14 protein-coding genes, 2 pseudogenes and 1 riboswitch are annotated in these 16,127 nt (G+C 37.6%); of the genes and pseudogenes, 10 read left to right on the top strand and 6 right to left on the bottom strand.

What is annotated here, in order from left to right:
• Positions 1 to 112: 112 nt before the first annotated feature.
• Positions 113 to 301: riboswitch (cobalamin riboswitch) on the bottom strand.
• Positions 302 to 477: 176 nt separating this feature from the next.
• The 4 genes from LDK52_RS00615 (at position 478) to LDK52_RS00600 (ending at position 4,926) form a co-directional block, all read left to right on the top strand.
• Positions 478 to 1,278, top strand: a complete 801-nt coding sequence (locus LDK52_RS00615; protein WP_277584011.1) for a serine hydrolase — start codon at positions 478 to 480, stop codon at positions 1,276 to 1,278.
• A gap of 291 nt (positions 1,279 to 1,569) precedes the next feature.
• The gene (locus tag LDK52_RS00610) at positions 1,570 to 2,520 is read left to right on the top strand and encodes a TRM11 family SAM-dependent methyltransferase (protein WP_277584100.1); all 951 of its coding nucleotides are present in this window, start codon (positions 1,570 to 1,572) and stop codon (positions 2,518 to 2,520) included.
• A gap of 25 nt (positions 2,521 to 2,545) precedes the next feature.
• Positions 2,546 to 3,190, top strand: coding sequence for a LytTR family DNA-binding domain-containing protein (locus LDK52_RS00605; protein ID WP_277584010.1), 645 nt, complete (start codon positions 2,546 to 2,548; stop codon positions 3,188 to 3,190).
• 221 nt (positions 3,191 to 3,411) lie between these two features.
• A complete protein-coding gene (locus LDK52_RS00600) occupies positions 3,412 to 4,926 on the top strand; it encodes an acetyl-CoA hydrolase/transferase family protein (RefSeq protein ID WP_277584009.1) in 1,515 nt (504 codons plus the stop codon).
• 1,174 nt (positions 4,927 to 6,100) lie between these two features.
• On the opposite strand, the gene LDK52_RS00595 is transcribed toward LDK52_RS00600, so the two are convergent.
• Entirely contained in the window at positions 6,101 to 6,913 is an 813-nt protein-coding gene (locus tag LDK52_RS00595; RefSeq protein ID WP_277584099.1) for a YitT family protein, read from the bottom strand.
• A 240-nt stretch (positions 6,914 to 7,153) separates the two neighbouring features.
• Here LDK52_RS00595 and LDK52_RS00590 point away from each other — a divergent pair.
• The 6 genes and pseudogenes from LDK52_RS00590 to LDK52_RS00565 form a co-directional block, all read left to right on the top strand.
• Positions 7,154 to 7,584, top strand: a pseudogene (locus tag LDK52_RS00590) (Rrf2 family transcriptional regulator); the annotation flags it as partial.
• Positions 7,579 to 7,704 (top strand): annotated as a pseudogene (locus LDK52_RS00585) (LLM class flavin-dependent oxidoreductase); the annotation flags it as partial. The pseudogenes LDK52_RS00590 and LDK52_RS00585, both read left to right, overlap by 6 nt.
• Positions 7,705 to 7,940: 236 nt before the next feature.
• Entirely contained in the window at positions 7,941 to 9,461 is a 1,521-nt protein-coding gene (gene adh / locus LDK52_RS00580) for an aldehyde dehydrogenase (RefSeq protein ID WP_277584008.1), read from the top strand.
• A 235-nt stretch (positions 9,462 to 9,696) separates the two neighbouring features.
• Positions 9,697 to 10,053 carry a DUF779 domain-containing protein gene (locus tag LDK52_RS00575; protein WP_277584007.1) on the top strand — a complete coding sequence of 119 codons (357 nt, stop codon included), beginning with the start codon at positions 9,697 to 9,699 and terminating at the stop codon, positions 10,051 to 10,053.
• 89 nt (positions 10,054 to 10,142) lie between these two features.
• Entirely contained in the window at positions 10,143 to 10,874 is a 732-nt protein-coding gene (nfsA, locus tag LDK52_RS00570; RefSeq protein WP_277584006.1) for an oxygen-insensitive NADPH nitroreductase, read from the top strand.
• Positions 10,871 to 11,545: a DNA alkylation repair protein gene (locus tag LDK52_RS00565; RefSeq protein WP_277584005.1), complete on the top strand. Its 675-nt coding sequence runs from the start codon at positions 10,871 to 10,873 to the stop codon at positions 11,543 to 11,545. Before nfsA ends, LDK52_RS00565 begins: the two co-directional genes overlap by 4 nt.
• A gap of 486 nt (positions 11,546 to 12,031) precedes the next feature.
• On the opposite strand, the gene LDK52_RS00560 is transcribed toward LDK52_RS00565, so the two are convergent.
• From LDK52_RS00560 to LDK52_RS00540, 5 genes are all read right to left on the bottom strand, one after another.
• Positions 12,032 to 13,114, bottom strand: a complete 1,083-nt coding sequence (locus LDK52_RS00560; protein WP_277584004.1) for a CAP domain-containing protein — start codon at positions 13,112 to 13,114, stop codon at positions 12,032 to 12,034.
• A 14-nt stretch (positions 13,115 to 13,128) separates the two neighbouring features.
• Positions 13,129 to 13,665 (bottom strand): superoxide dismutase family protein, encoded by a 537-nt coding sequence (locus tag LDK52_RS00555; protein WP_277584003.1) that lies wholly within the window; start codon positions 13,663 to 13,665, stop codon positions 13,129 to 13,131.
• Between the two features lie 179 nt (positions 13,666 to 13,844).
• Entirely contained in the window at positions 13,845 to 15,014 is a 1,170-nt protein-coding gene (locus LDK52_RS00550) for an MFS transporter (protein ID WP_277584002.1), read from the bottom strand.
• A gap of 17 nt (positions 15,015 to 15,031) precedes the next feature.
• Positions 15,032 to 15,427, bottom strand: a complete 396-nt coding sequence (locus LDK52_RS00545) for a MarR family winged helix-turn-helix transcriptional regulator (protein WP_277584001.1) — start codon at positions 15,425 to 15,427, stop codon at positions 15,032 to 15,034.
• Between the two features lie 161 nt (positions 15,428 to 15,588).
• Complete coding sequence (locus tag LDK52_RS00540; RefSeq protein WP_277584000.1) at positions 15,589 to 16,098, bottom strand: transporter; 510 nt, start codon at positions 16,096 to 16,098, stop codon at positions 15,589 to 15,591.
• Between the last annotated feature and the right edge of the window lie 29 nt (positions 16,099 to 16,127).

The following is a 16,127-nucleotide window of genomic DNA, read 5'->3' as shown; positions in this document are numbered from 1 at the left end:
AAAAAGAGTTAATTTCTCCAGGGGCTTCATTGCATTTTTTCGTACGACAGCAATTTTCAAGCATTTGCTTGTTCATAGCTGTACTTAACACCTCCTATCCGCGTAGGGTTTTGGTGTGTACTTGAAATAGGCAGGTCTCCTGGCTCATGATCGTAGCGTTTCTATCCTTCCCATAATAACTTACAGTGGATATAGTAGAATTGCTCCCATTTACAGTTGCGGGACAGCGTCGGATTTTCATCGACTTCCCTTTTAAGTTCATTTACGTTCGTAAAAGAACACCTAAATCTACACATTATTCAATTGTTCTTCTACTATAACATATAAAATTTACTATTCCGTCGGTAGAATATTTTTAACGGTGGTCTTATCATAATAATTCTATGAACGGTTTCATATAGTTTTAGTTAATGTAATATTCAAAAAAATACTGTATCCTATTATAAACAAATGGTTTTACTATAGGGGGAATGAATATTGAAGGAACTTGTGAACAAGGTTCAACAATTGATAGCACCGTCAAAAGGGATTTGGGGCATTGTTTTAGAGGATTTAGATTCAGGGGATAAATGGGAGCATAACGAACAGGAGCTTTTTTATGCGGCAAGTGTGATTAAGGTACCTATCATGGCCTCGGTTTATAGTGCAGTGGAACGGGGTGACCTGACTTTAACCGATTTAATCATTCTCGATGAAAAAGATTACGTAGGAGGCTCGGGTGTACTTCAACATTTTACTCCTGGGTCCTCTCTACCACTTCAAGACATCATTATGCTAATGATTATTCAAAGTGATAATACGGCTACGAATCTATTAATTGATCTTGTAGGAGTAGAGAATATCCGAACTACAATGAACGAAGCTGGCATGGTATATAGTACTTTTTATAACAAGCTTATGTTGAGTACCCCCAATCCGAAGGGGGCTAATCGTATAGCTGCAGGGGACATAGCTATACTTTTACATAAGATGGCTACAGGAGATTTAGTGAATGGTACAGCAAGCGTTCAAATGGTTGATGTGATGAAAAAACAACAAGTACGCGATTGTTTGCCAGAGAAATTGCCATCACCATATTCTGACTTTGATCATGGAATGACGCCATGGGAGTTAGCTAATAAGACTGGTTGGATTCCGGGAACTCGTCATGATATTGGAATTTTTTATGTTGGCAATCGGAAGTTTATTGCAACGGTTCTATCAAAGGATGAAGATGATTTACTGTCAAAACGAATTCTTTCTCAAATTGGAAATGAGATATATAAATATTTACAGTAAGGAGCATAATCATGATCACTTACAGAACTGCCAATGTTCTCCCAGAAAGTGATAGACCTAGGGCAAAAAATACAGATTAAAACACCTGTAAATGAACTATTCTTTCGTATTATTAAGAAACTAGAAAGCAATATAAAATGAGTAATTCCCAATACATCAAACCGGCCTCTAGTTAATACTATAGGTCTCTTTTTTATTTCTAATAAATTCTGCATTCTATCCACTTCTTGCAAAAATGATTTGAAAAGAAACACATGATATAATAGAGGTATTATTGGAGGGAATACATTGATAAACAACAGCCGACAATCGGCATTTATTTATACATACGCATATAACGAGGACGAACGCTCACTATGTCATCTAGAGATGCGGTCTTTTTTTGATATAGATACAGAAGCGAAAATATTAAAGAGTACTGTAAAAATAGATCCTAGTAGAAGTCCTTTTATGAAAGGGAGATTAGAGATTTTAGCAGAAGGCGACACAGTAGAAGAAATTATTACTCAAGCTCCAAGCTTTGGTTCGGAGGAAGAAACAAATAAAGTAATTTTCTTGAAAATTAATGACCGACAAGGCATTGATAAAATTGAGAATGCGGAAAGACTTCAAATAGAAAGAGCTATTGGAAGTGACATGCAAGGCGATTTCGATTTACATCATCCTGATCAATTATTTGCAGTAGTCCCTTTTGGAGGGCGTTGGTATTTTGGGTTATATACGAAAAGTGAACCTATTTGGTTTAATCATATAAAGAAACCGCGAGAGTATTCTACTGCCCTAAGCACAAGAGTAGCTAGAGCGGTGGCAAATATTGCAGTTCCTCATCCGAAAGGTGTTCAAGCTATAGATCCTTGCTGCGGAATTGGAACAGTACTTGTGGAAGCATTATCTATGGGTATAGATATTGTGGGAAGAGATATTAACCCACTTGTATGTGAGGGATCCAGAGAAAATATTGCCTACTTTGGATTAACTGGAGATGTTCGAAAGAGTGCCATTGAAGATATAGATGAGACATATGATGTAGCGATTATAGACTTGCCTTATAATTTGTATACACATTCATCCTGGGAGGAGCAATTTACTATTTTAAAGCATGCTCGTAGAATTGCTAAAAAAGTAGTTATCGTTACGATCGAATCAATGGATGACCGACTAGATACGGTAGGTTTACGAATTACAGACCGCTGTATAACGAAAAAACAACAATTTACACGCGAAATAGTAGTTTGCGATTAGGTTAACCGGGGAAGGAGGTGGAGGGGTGAAGGATTTATCCATAGTTTCCTTATTAGATGTTGTTGGAGAACTATTTTCAGATGAAGTGTCTATCGCTGTCACTGATACGGAAAAGTATATTTATTATCGACCAAGTAAGCGGATTGATTTGAAAATTACTCCAGGGGATTTGTTAAAAGAGGAGACTTTAGCTTATAAAGCACTGCAAAGTAGACAAAAGGTATCGGAATTTATCAATCGAGAGGTTTTTGGTGTCCCGTATCATGGGATGGCAGTCCCTTTTTTGCATCAAGGTGAATTAGAGGGCTGTGTGCTAGCTATCTACCCGGCATTTACAGATGGCAAATCGGTGATTACTGTAAAGACACAGGATGGGTGGATTCCCATCCCCTTTTCTGATGTAATTTATCTGGAGGCAAAAGATCGTAAAACTCATATTGTTACCAAGTCTTTCAAAGGGACACATACTAGCTCTCTTCAAGACTTTGAGTATATACTACCGCGGGAAATGTTCATCCGCTGTCATCGTTCTTTTATCGTCAATGTGCATCAAATTAAAGAGATATTCCCAGACACACATTCTACTTTTGTATTAGCAATGCTAAATGGAGAAAAAATATCTGTCAGTCAGTCTTATGCTAGTTATTTTCGAAAACTATTAGGATTTTAATATAAAACGCTTGAAAGGGGTAATTACTCCGACATTCAAGCGTTTTTTATATGTAATTTAAGTAATAAAGCTAGTAATAAAATCTATAAAATAATTTATGCTGTCCTAGTATATATATATTCTGCTTGGCGCAATTAAAAGGTGCCCTCAACAAATTTCAACAAAATTGTGACAAAAGACGGTAAAATAATTTAAATGTACTTTTTGAGGAGGATACTTATATGTGTAATAATTTAGATCGTATTAAAGATACTAGTTTACATAATTTGGTAGTAGGAGCAGAAGAAGCTGCCTCATGGATTCAACATGGTATGACATTGGGTTTAAGTGGTTTTACACGTGCAGGTGATGCGAAAGCGGTTCCATTAGCATTGGTAGAAAGAGCAGAACATGAATCTTTTAAGGTGAATATTTTTACAGGTGCTTCCTTAGGGTCTGATATTGATAAATTATTATCTGAAGCAGGAATTGTACACAAACGTTTACCATTCCAAGCAGATGCGTCAATGCGTAAGCATATTAATGCAGGAGATCATTTATTTGTCGATCAGCATTTGTCTCACACGTCGGAGTTAATTCGTTCGGGTGTATTACCAATTATTGACTTCGCAATTGTGGAAGCGATTTCAATCACTGCCGATGGGATGATTATTCCTACGACTTCTGTAGGTAATTCCACAACCTTCATCTCGCAAGCAAAGAATATAATTATAGAAATTAACGTAGAGCATTCTGAACTATTAGAAGGCATTCATGATATATATGAGCCTGCTGCGCAAGGTAGCAGACAGCCGATTCCATTAATGAGTGTTGACGATCGTATTGGTCAAAGAGGTATCCCTTTTGATGCATCCAAAGTAAAAGGAATCGTATTTACTAACTCCTCGGACTCACCATCTCCAATTGTTCCACCCGATGATGAAACAGAGGAAATGGCACAGCATTTAATCACGTTCCTTCGTCAAGAAGTGAGCGCTGGTAGATTAACTAACAAACTAGCTCCACTTCAATCGGGTATAGGTTCAGTTGCGAATGCAGTGCTTGGTGGCATGATTAACTCAGAATTTAAAGACCTACAAGTATACTCTGAAGTGCTTCAAGACTCTGTATTTGAACTAATAGATGCTGGTAAAGTAAACTTTGCTTCTGCATGCTCTATCACACTTTCACAAGAAATGATGGACAAAGTGTATGGTAACTTTGAACAATACCGAGATAAATTAGTGTTAAGACCACAAGAAATTACAAATCATCCAGAGATCATTCGTCGTTTAGGACTAATTTCTATTAACACAGCCCTAGAGTTTGATATTTATGGAAATGTTAACTCGACACATGTATCTGGTACTAAAATGATGAACGGAATTGGCGGTTCAGGGGATTTCGCTCGCAACTCTAGAATAGCAATTTTTGTAACGAAATCCATTGCTAAAGGTGGTAACATCTCTAGTATAGTTCCATTCGTAGCTCATGTGGATCACTCGGAACATGATGTGGATGTAGTCGTAACAGAGCAGGGCTATGCGGATCTTCGTGGTTTAGCACCTAGAGAACGTGCAGAACTAATCATTGAAAACTGTGTACATCCATTGTACAAAAAGCAATTACGTGATTATTATGCAGAAGCATTAACTAGAGGCGGACAAACTCCACATGTCCTAGAAAAAGCATTTTCATTCCATACGAACTTAGCAAGCAACGGAACAATGCTGGATAAAGAAATAGCATTAGTATAAAAAAGTCGACTCCATAATGGAGTCGACTTTTTCGTTATTTAGGAAATTATTGAATCTAAGATTTATACAATGATACTGCTGGTTTCCGTTTCAGGCGGAGTACAAAGGCTAAGAGGGCCACCTCGAGTGGCGACGCCTTAGTGACCAACATCCTGTTGGTCTCCGTGGGGAGAGTGATGAGCTATCACCGTCGCTAACGCGTCGTTTGTGATATCTCATCCGTCTATAGAATTAGGGCTACAATTCTGTAAGGAAGGATGAAGAAAGTAGATTCCCTTTCTTACTAGTGGAAATAAAGAGAAATAGTAAGTGTCTACTAAATAAAGAAGCGAAATAGCGAACGAAATTTCATCTTCGTGAGCTTACTCTACGAATAGGAAAGGATCTTTTCTCTAGTTATCCAGAAACGCACTAACCTGTTTCTAAGAGTTGCAGAAGGGTGACGGATAGACAAACGCCATAAGGTTATCTGAAAAAGGGAAGCCGGTAATAATATAGCAAAATGTCTGTCCAAGGCCATTTGAAAACTATAGAAACAGGTTTTAAACGTAAAGGACTGGGCGTCTTTATGCCGGATTTTTTCAAAAGATAAGAAAGTATATAAAAATACAGCATGAACACTTTCAGCTCGTGCTGTTCCCACAGAGTCCCACTTTCACTCCAATCAATTAAATGAGTAGTACTAAACTAGGGGATATTGCATAAACTCTCGCTTAGATAAGAAGAGTAGTAGGAGTTAATGTGGGGATAAAACCGTCTGTTGAATGTAGGAATGAAATTGTGTAAGGAAGGATGAAGATAGTAGATTTCCTTTTTTACTAGTGGAAATAAGGAAAAATAGTAAGTGTCTACCCAATAAAGAAGCGAAATAGCGAACGAAATTGCATCTTCGTGGGCCTCCTCAATTATTAGGATAGTATCTTTTCTCTAGTTACCCCAAAAATGAACTAACCCGTTTCTAAAAGCTGTAGAAGGGCGACGGACAGTTAATAGCCATAAGATTACCGAGAAAAAAAGATGCTGGTCGTGACTTCAGTCACGACCGGCATCTTTAAAAAATCAAATGGTAATTACATAGCAATAAATCTGTACAAAGCCCTTCGAAAACAGTAGAAACAGGTTTAGATCCTAGAGGACTGGGCGTCTTTTTGCCCGGTTTTTCTCATTAGTAGAATTAATGTATATCTTTCTTTTTAAAGCGTCCGCCTCGAACCTCGGCGATGTTGCCTACTGCTAAAAAGGCCTGGGTGTCTATTTCTTCCACAATAGATTTTAGTTTTGCTTCTTCTAATCGTGTAATGACTGTAAAGATAATTTTTTTGTTTTCTCCCGTATATGCACCTTCCCCGTGTAAATAAGTCACTCCGCGCCCCAACCGGTCCATAATAGCGTCACCAATGTCTTCTATATTTTCACTAATGATATAGACTGACTTTGACTCATCTAATCCTTGAATCACAATATCGATCGTTTTAAAGGCGATAAAATACGCTAAAAATGAATACATAGCTTGTTCCCAAGTAAATACAAAACCTGCAATTGTGAAGATGACGAGGTTTATAATCATGATGATTTCCCCAACTGAAAACGGAGTAGCCTTGTTGAACAAAATGGCAAGTATTTCTGAACCATCTAGGGACCCACCATAACGAATAACTAGACCAACACCTGTACCTAGTACGATACCGCCGAATACAGTAGCAAGTAGTAAATCAGGAGTAACAGCATCAATATTATGTAGAAAAGAAGTGCAAATCGATAGTATTGTAATGCCGAATAATGTGGATAAAGCAAAGGTTTTTCCAATTTGTTTATATCCGAGGAAAAAGAAAGGAATGTTCAGGGTGAATATAAAAATCCCTAAACGAACCCCAGTTAAGTGGGATAGGATGATGGATACACCTACAACACCACCATCTAATATCTGGTTAGGAACCAAAAATAGCTCTAATCCAATAGACATTAATATAGCACCAAAGGCAATCATGAGTAAACGGACAAACACTACATTTTTAGGGGTTCTTCTGTGGGGAGTCTTTTTGACAGGTTTCATTTCACTCGTAAAATCACTCAATGTTAATCACCTCTTTCTAGTACTCATATATGTAGTTTATAGAAAAGTTCTGTATATAGAAAGAAGGAATTAATGTGCAACGAAAGAAAAAGTAACTTAGTTGACAGAATAAATCAGTTGTAATTGTAATGGTTACATCGGAGGTGGGATAATATGAAAATAAGTAGTCGATTTACTGTAGCGATACATGTACTATCACTAATTTTATTGAATCAAAATATTGTTTCTACATTCGAATGGATTGCAGAAAGCGTAAATACCAATCCTGTTGTTATACGTAGAGTGCTGGGGAAACTGAAAAAAGCTGGTCTTGTAGATATCCGTCGTGTTCCTGCAGGCGCAACTCTTGTAAGGAACCTAGAGGACATTACCTTACTAGACGTGTATAGAGCGGCGGTTGAAGTGGTGGAGGATGGCGAACTCTTCCAAATGCATGAAAATCCTAATCCAAATTGTCCAGTAGGAGCTAATATACAAGATGTACTAGAGTTAATATTAGTACAAGTTCAGGATGCAATGGAAGCGTATTAAAAGAAATCACTATGGAAAAGCTAGTCAAAATATTAAGTAAAAAAATTACTTTAGATCCGGTTAGATTGTTTGAAGACTTTGCTACATTGGATCAGATTTCAGATGGTAGAGCAGAGATAATTGCAGGTAGGGGAGCTTTCGTTGAATCCTTTCCACTTTTCGGATATGAGTTGAATGAAGAAGAGAGACAAGTAAATAACTTTTATGAAAGTGGTTTGGGTACATGACTTATGTATTCAAACCGTTTTTATTTTTATAACCAACCGTCGTTATTGAAATATTTAGTATAATCTGTCAAAATGAAGTAGGGACTATTTTTTATTTTAATAGTTTTGAAAGCGCATACATAGTTCGAATCTAGCATACGATATGGAATGTGCTAATTAGATATGAAGGGGAGGAAATAAAAATGGTTTATGCATTTCCGAATACAGAAGGCTCGAAGGTTTCATTTAAGGACAAGTATGAAAACTATATTAATGGCGAGTGGACACCCCCGGTAAAAGGACAATACTTTGAAAACATTACACCAATTACAGGTAAAGTATTTACACAAGTTGCTCGTTCTACTTCAGAGGATATTGAGTTAGCGTTAGATGCAGCGCATGCAGCTAAAGATGCATGGGGTTCTACTTCAGTTGCGGAAAGAGCAAATATATTAAATAAAATTGCCAATAGAATAGAAGAAAACTTGGAATTAATAGCAGTGGCTGAAACTTGGGATAACGGAAAAGCTGTTAGAGAAACATTAAATGCCGATATTCCGCTCGCAATTGATCATTTCCGCTATTTTGCAGGTGCCATTCGTGCACAAGAAGGCGGCTTAAGTCAAATTGACAACGATACAGTTGCTTACCATTTTCATGAACCACTTGGGGTAGTAGGACAAATCATTCCTTGGAATTTCCCGATTCTAATGGCTGTATGGAAGCTGGCACCAGCACTTGCGGCAGGGAACTGTGTGGTCTTGAAACCAGCTGAACAAACACCAGCCTCTATCTTGGTGCTGATGGAACTCATTGGGGATCTATTACCTCCTGGAGTTGTGAATATTGTAAATGGTTTTGGGTTAGAGGCTGGGAAACCTTTAGCATCTAGTCCTCGAATTAGTAAAATTGCATTTACGGGTGAAACGACAACTGGTCGCTTAATCATGCAATATGCTTCTCAAAACTTAATTCCTGTAACATTAGAGCTTGGAGGGAAATCGCCAAATATTTTCTTCGAAGACATTATGGACGAAGATGATGCATTTTTAGATAAAGCGGTAGAAGGTTTTGTTATGTTCGCCTTGAACCAAGGAGAGGTATGTACTTGTCCGTCACGAGTTCTAATTCAAGAGTCTATCTATGATAAATTCATCGAACGCGTAATTGCACGTGTAGAAGCTATTAAAATAGGAAACCCATTAGATCCATCTGTCATGATGGGAGCACAAGCCTCCACTGAACAAATGGAGAAAATTCTTTCTTACTTAGATATCGGTAAGCAAGAAGGGGCAGAGTGTTTAATTGGCGGGGAGCAAAACAAATTAGATGGAGAACTAGCAGAAGGTTATTATATTAAACCAACTGTCTTCAAAGGAAATAACAAAATGCGTATTTTCCAAGAAGAGATTTTTGGGCCGGTCGTTTCGGTAACGACATTTAAAACAAAAGAAGAAGCACTGGAAATTGCCAATGATACATTATACGGTTTGGGGTCTGGTATTTGGACACGTGATATGAACACAGCATATCGTTTCGGACGTAAAATTCAAGCAGGTCGAGTATGGACAAATTGTTATCACCAGTATCCTGCGCACGCAGCATTTGGTGGATACAAAATGTCTGGTATTGGTCGTGAAAATCATCTGATGATGCTTAACCACTACCAACAAACTAAGAACCTTCTTGTCAGCTATAGTGAAAATAAGCAAGGATTCTTCTGAAAAAGTGAAACTTCAATCAGTGGGGGGTTCTTCATCCCCCGCTGATTGAAAAATTGAACTCAGGCAAATAACGCCGCGTCGTGCGGCAATGCCTGAGTGACCAACGTCCTGTTGGCCCGAACCATTCGGCTTTTAAGGGCAGTTAACTCCCACTTATGCCTTGGTGCTTAGACGAAGCCTTGATGTGGGAGTCTTACTGCCCGTTAATGCGGGATAATAGAAAGGGTGAGTGTAGATGGTTGAACGCGTAATTGCCACAGACGCTGCACTAGAACTCATTAAATTATTAAAAGGTAAGCATGGACCTCTTATGTTTCATCAATCAGGAGGTTGCTGCGATGGATCTTCTCCTATGTGCTATCCAGAAGGTGATTTAATCGTTGGTGATCAAGATGTACTTCTTGGAAAAATAGGGGAAGTTCCATTTTATATGCATAAAAGTCAATTTGACTATTGGAAGCATACGCAGCTTATCATCGATGTAGTGGTTGGTCGTGGTGGAATGTTTTCTTTAGAAGGTGTGGAGGGAAAACGATTTTTGACAAGATCCCGAGCATTTACATCAGAAGAAAACAACCAATTACAAGTATAAATGAAGCGAAGTAAAGAGTTTATAGCTCTCTACTTCGCTTTTTTCGGTTATACTAAAAATAATATTCCAATTGAAAGAGGGTTCTAACTTTGGTTCAAGAGTTATTAAGAAAGCATTCGTCTGTCAGAAAGTATAAAGATTATACATTAACAAAAGAGGAAGTTTACGAGCTTGTGGAGACTGCCCAACATGCTGCTAGTTCTCATTTTGTACAAGCATATAGTGTTATATGGGTAACTGATGAACAGAAAAAAGAAGAATTAGGCAGATTAGCCAAAAATCCAATACAATTTGAAACAGCTGGAGCAGCATTATTATTATGTGCTGATTTTCATCGTTTACAGGTAGCGGGAAAATTACAGCAGACAGAGATTGAGATAGATACAACTGAAAATGTGTTAGTAGGGGCTGTAGATGTAGCTCTTTTTGCACAAAATTTAGTCATTGCAGCAGAAGCTAAAGGATTTGGTATTTGTTATATCGGAGGAGTACGTAACGAACCTGCCGCTATTAGCGATTTGTTTGAGTTGCCAACAGGAGTTTTTCCTTTATTCGCCATTACTCTTGGTATTCCAGATCAGCAAAACGAAGTGAAACCTCGTTTACCAGTGGCGGCAATATTACATGAAAATAACTATGATAGTGTCAAATATGAAAAGCTTTTGCCGGAGTACGATCGAACAATGGAAAATTATTATACAAGTCGTGGATCCAATCAAAAAACAGCGAATTGGACTAAGTCAATGGCTGAATTTCTGGAGAAACCAAGAAGACCTCATATAGCTGATTTTTTAGCGAGTAAAGGCTTTCATCTCAAATGAAAAAAGATTGGACAATAAAACAAGTTAAAGGGTATTTGGAGCCTCATCGAAATGAAGAAAATGCCATTCCCATGGCTAAATATATGAAAAACCATTTTCCATTCCTCGGTATTAAAACACCAGAACGACGAATGCTTTTTAAACAGATGACGACAGAAATGGAACTTCCTCAATACGTAGATATGCAAAAAGAAGTGTGGGCTTTGTTCCAGTTAGATGAAAGAGAATATCACTACATAGCAATTGAATTATTGGCCAAATATAAAAGTCAATTAACAGTAGAGGATTTATCCTTCTGTCAACTTCTTATTGAAACAAAGTCTTGGTGGGATAGCGTAGATTCTATAGCACCTAAGATAGTAGGGGATATTGTCATGGCTGACAGAGTAGAAGGAGAAGCTGTGATGGTAGAGTGGGCAAAGGCATCGAATATGTGGACGAATAGAGCCGCTATTTTACATCAGTTAAAATACAAGGGAAAAACAAATGAAGAGCTATTATTTGCGACGATCGAGCGTCATTCAGCATCCAAGGAATTTTTTATTCAAAAATCAATTGGTTGGGTGCTGAGGGAGTACGCCAAAACACATCCGCAAGTAGTGCAAGAGTTTGTAGGAAGTCATACACTTGCTGCTTTAAGTAAGAGAGAGGCTTTAAAGCATTTCAAATGATTTACAAGAAAAGCGCAAGCGCTCAGAAGGTCAAAACCTGTTTCTATCGTTTTCGATAGGCTTTGGACAGGGCGTTTTGCTATATGATTACCGAGTGAATTTTTAGTGATATTGGTTGTGACTGACGTCACAACCAATATCACTTTTTTTCGGTAATCTTATGGCATTTGCCTATCCGTTCTTCATCCTTCATGACAGAATAGCATCCTAATTAAGCAGATGATTTTATCATTATATTAACTTTGACTACTATTATCATCTAAGCGATAGGATATGCACTATTTTAGAATGGAGTACTACACATTACATTGATTGAAGTGGAAAGCGTCCGCCTGAAACGGAAATCAGTAGTATCATTATTGCAGGTCTTATTCTTCAAAAGACCAGGATATCTGAGTTCAAGGCACAAAATTTTATACTTTCGTATCCTATATAAAAAAGAGGTTGTCACAAAAAATCAGTAAGCACTGACTTTTGGACAACCTCTTATTTTGTGAAGAAGTTCTCTGTGTAGTAAGGAGTAGATTTTTCATCAAAAGCCGTGCCAACTCCAAGATTTTCATAATGCACGCTTAGAATATTTTTCCGGTGTCCCATTGAATTCATCAACCCTTCATGAGCAAAGATACTACTAGTCTGTCCATATGCTAGATTTTCTCCAGCATACGTAAAGCTCAAACCATCTTCTTCCAATCGATTAAATGGAGATTTTCCCTCAAGGTTTTCATGACTAAAATAGTTGTGAATGGCCATATCCTCACTATGATTTCGAGCGGTATTGCTTACACTCTCATCGTAAGAGAGAACGGAAAGACCATGTACTACTCGAGCGGCATTGGTGAGATCGAAAAGTTGGAATTCAAATCCCTTTTTCAGTTCGTCCGATGGATTTCCGAAAGTTGATTCGTGATTTTTCTCAACCATTTTTTCGACTACTTGAATGGCTGTAATTGTATTATTTTCATGCAGATCATAGAAAAATGTTACGTAGTTATTATCGATTAAAAACAAATCATATTCACCTGCATTAGGTAGGAGATAGATGATATTACCTTTTTTCAGTTTCGTAATAGGCTCATCTAATTGAGTAAGTACCTCTTCCCTAGTACTATCCATTTGTAAACCTAGAAAGGAAGATTCAGAAGGTTGATTGGTAAACATGGCGTTTACCCTGTTGTTATTATCATAGGAAACCATCATGAAGTTTCGGTAATTTTCATGGTATGTATGCCATACTAAATTATATTCATTTAGACTAACTCGTTTAGCACTACCATGAATCTTCTCAATTTCACTTTTTTTCATTCCTATTTTTATTTGGTCTAACTCTATGCCTGTTCCAGTTTGTGTTTTTTGATCTGACGCAATATGGGTGGCTGGTTCATCTTTTATTTGCATCCAGTACGCTTTTGCTTCATCCCAATATTGTTCTACTTCCAGTGTATCAATCCATTCATCTACCGGCTCTAGAAATGAAAGATTAACGTATTCCACTGTATACTCTTCCCATAACGGTCTAGTAAAGAAAAGAGCTAAAATAAAAAGTAGTAACCAGCCTATTTTTCTCATGTCCAACCTCCAAACTACTTGCTAATTTCCCCACAAACAATTCGTTCTCCAGAATTTCCAGAAGGATCCGTTTTATAATCATCGGCATTTTCATGAATAATAAGCGCACTTCCGTCAGCATCTAATAAGGAATTGCTTTTCCCTGCGGCCAAAACCACTGCCGGAGAGACTGTTTCTAACTCTACTGTACCATCTTGTCCTACCTCAATGTTTGGTAAATCACCTAAATGATAACCTTTTGGGTTTTCAAAACCATGCTCTTTTCCAGTTGGATTAAAGTGAGCACCAGCTGATTTAAAAGTAGGTTTTTCGCAGCTTGCCTTTTCATGAAAATGGATAGCTTTAATTCCAGGAGTTAGACCCTCTGCTTTTAATAATATATGCACTCCTTTTGAATGCTCTGACAAAGTGGCTTTTCCTACTTCTTTACCTTCTGTGTTTAGTAATGAAACCTGTACTGCTTCTTTTAAATCAGCGTCTGCAGAAGGGAAATTACACCCTCCTAATGCTATAGCCGCTATTAGTAATGGAATTACGATTTTCTTTTTCATCTAATTGTCCTCCTTGAAATACTGTATTGGTTCAAGTATTACCAAATTAAGGACATATATATACGTGAAATAAGAAAAAGTTAATAATAAAATAACTAGGCATTAAGATTCCCGAAACTTTAAGATCAAGACTTGTTTCTATCGTTTTCGCTTTCTTTTAAAAAAGTACAATATCCCGACTAATCAGGAAGTTGTACTTTTTTTACTCGTAATATAAATAGAACAAGCGCAATCACAAGGAAAGTAATAGAGAATAGATATAAACTTTTATAGCCGAGTTGGGTGGCAACAAGTCCAAGGATGTAAGAACCTATTGCGAGACCCGTATCGAATAATGTAAAGAAAGTGGCAGTGGCATAACCACTCCGTTCATGTTTTGCAGACTGAATCGCTAGTGTTTGAAAACTCGGAACTACTGCTCCATATCCTAGTCCGATAAATGCACCGGAAAGTAGGAAAAGGAAAGGTGAATCCATAAAGGCTAACAATAAAAGTCCAATCATGAAAGAAACAAGACCAGGAATAACAATATATTTAGGTCCTCTTTCGTCGAAAATTCGACCTGTAAATGGTCTTGAAGCTAACATAACTATGGCAAACACCGCAAAGAAGCTGCTGGTTAAGTGAAGAACTCCTTTTTCTTGAGAGTAAATAGATAGGTACGAAAGTACACTGGCATAGGAAAAAGCAACTAAACTAGCGATTAATGCAATAGGTAAAGCTTTTTTCTCAAAGAGATCATTCCATGTAAATTTGGACCTTGGCAAAGATGTTCCTGATTTTTTATCTGAGGGTATTAATAATGCCGAAGCGGCACCTACTATCAGTAAAATAGTTAAAGATATAAACATGACATCGTAAGAGAAGTTTTGTAATAGGGTCAAAGCAACTAATGGACCGATTACAACAGCTAAATTCGTAGACATAGTAAAATAACCTAATCCAGCTCCACGCCTAGAGATCGGAATATTATCCGCAGCCATAGAACCACTTGCAGTGGTAGCAATACTAAAGAAAATACCTTGGATGAACCGCAGTACCAATAAAGCCCCAAAAGGTTCAACAAAATAATAAAGGCCTGTACATATTAAATACAGGAACAACGTAAGCCATAGGATCTTTCGTTTTCCAAATAGATCTAAAATTTTCCCGGAAAAAGGTCGGGTAATAATGGCAGATATTAAAAAGATTGTCATTAATAAACCGGCATCCTCGTCTGAACGCAACAATACATCTGTGGCGTAGAGTGGGAGTGCGGATACGAGTCCGTAAAAAATAATGAAAATAGAAAAGTTTGTAGTGAACAAACTTATAAAAGCTTTCGTCCATATAGGCTCTTTGATCTTCAAACGAATAATCCTCCCGTTTATTTAATTTTTTGTAAGAGTTCGAGCATTTGAGCTTCTTCATCATCTGACAAACTATCGACCATTCGATCCTCAAATTCCGTCATAGCTGCTTTGATAGCTGGAAACTGTTGTAATGCTTGTTCGGAAAGTTTTACAATTTTCTCTCGTTTATCTTTACTGGAGCATATGTCAATCCAGCCAAGTTCGGCTAATCTGTTTACAGTTCTTGTAATAGTGGGTGCTTCTACATTTAAGTATTTCCAGATCTGAGTCAATGTCATTTCTTTATGTCGTTGTATGCAGTAGAGAACCGACCACTGAGAAGCAAATAAATTATACTCTTTTAATGTATTATTAACTTCTTGTGATAAAAAACGAGATTTTTGAAAAAGCTCATGAATAAGTGGATTCATTGATGAAACTCTCCTTTGAATGTAAATGAATTTTATTTAGCTAGTTAAGTATATACTACTTTGTGGCATAACATTTGTAAATATTGCATTTTGTAGCATGCGAATTACTACACTTCTAATAATAAAAAAAACCGAGCAATACGCTCGGTAGATTTATCCTATTAAAAACATTGAAAAGAGGAAATTCTCTCTAAATCTGTTCCATAAAAAGTCCACCTGAATCCGTTCCATCTAAAACCAGAAGTGGATCTTCTGCCGACAAATGTTGGGTAAAACCAAAACGCATTACCATTATTCAACCATACATACGTATAGCGGAACAAGCATCCTCGAATTGCACCCGGATCTACAGCGAATACTCCAACACTTTGTCTTTGTGGAACGAAAGATGGTGGGGGACTAGTTGGGGCTCCCTGTTGTTGTTGTCCGCCTGATGGAAAACGCGGTGGCGATGGTGGTCCTGGTTGTTGCCCACCGGGTGGAAAACTAGGAGGGAATGATGGTCCTTGTTGTCCTCCAAATGGAGGGAACATATTCCCGGGAAACTGCTGTTGTCCGAACGGAGGCATCATACCTCCTGGAAACTGTTGAGATCCAAATTGTTGTTGCCCCTCAATGGAAGGAAATCCTTGAAAGTCTTGTGGATCTTGTTGAAAAGGAAATTGGTTCATTGCTAAATCCTCCTTTCATAAGTTATCAA

Source organism: Psychrobacillus antarcticus, assembly GCF_029533155.1.
Classification (GTDB): Bacteria; Bacillota; Bacilli; order Bacillales_A; family Planococcaceae; genus Psychrobacillus; species Psychrobacillus antarcticus.
Note: the sequence above shows the minus strand (reverse complement) of the source record. Positions and strands in the feature narration are given on the sequence as shown.

What these genes read in the sequence shown, in the direction of transcription:
- LDK52_RS00600 (WP_277584009.1), top strand. Translation starts at nt 3,412, where the DNA reads ATGTGTAATAATTTAGATCGTATTAAAGATACTAGTTTACATAATTTG.
- LDK52_RS00595 (WP_277584099.1), bottom strand. Translation starts at nt 6,913, where the DNA reads ATGATTGCCTTTGGTGCTATATTAATGTCTATTGGATTAGAGCTATTT.
- adh (WP_277584008.1), top strand. Translation starts at nt 7,941, where the DNA reads ATGGTTTATGCATTTCCGAATACAGAAGGCTCGAAGGTTTCATTTAAG.
- LDK52_RS00575 (WP_277584007.1), top strand. Translation starts at nt 9,697, where the DNA reads ATGGTTGAACGCGTAATTGCCACAGACGCTGCACTAGAACTCATTAAA.
- LDK52_RS00565 (WP_277584005.1), top strand. Translation starts at nt 10,871, where the DNA reads ATGAAAAAAGATTGGACAATAAAACAAGTTAAAGGGTATTTGGAGCCT.
- LDK52_RS00560 (WP_277584004.1), bottom strand. Translation starts at nt 13,114, where the DNA reads ATGAGAAAAATAGGCTGGTTACTACTTTTTATTTTAGCTCTTTTCTTT.
- LDK52_RS00555 (WP_277584003.1), bottom strand. Translation starts at nt 13,665, where the DNA reads ATGAAAAAGAAAATCGTAATTCCATTACTAATAGCGGCTATAGCATTA.
- LDK52_RS00545 (WP_277584001.1), bottom strand. Translation starts at nt 15,427, where the DNA reads ATGAATCCACTTATTCATGAGCTTTTTCAAAAATCTCGTTTTTTATCA.
- LDK52_RS00540 (WP_277584000.1), bottom strand. Translation starts at nt 16,098, where the DNA reads ATGAACCAATTTCCTTTTCAACAAGATCCACAAGACTTTCAAGGATTT.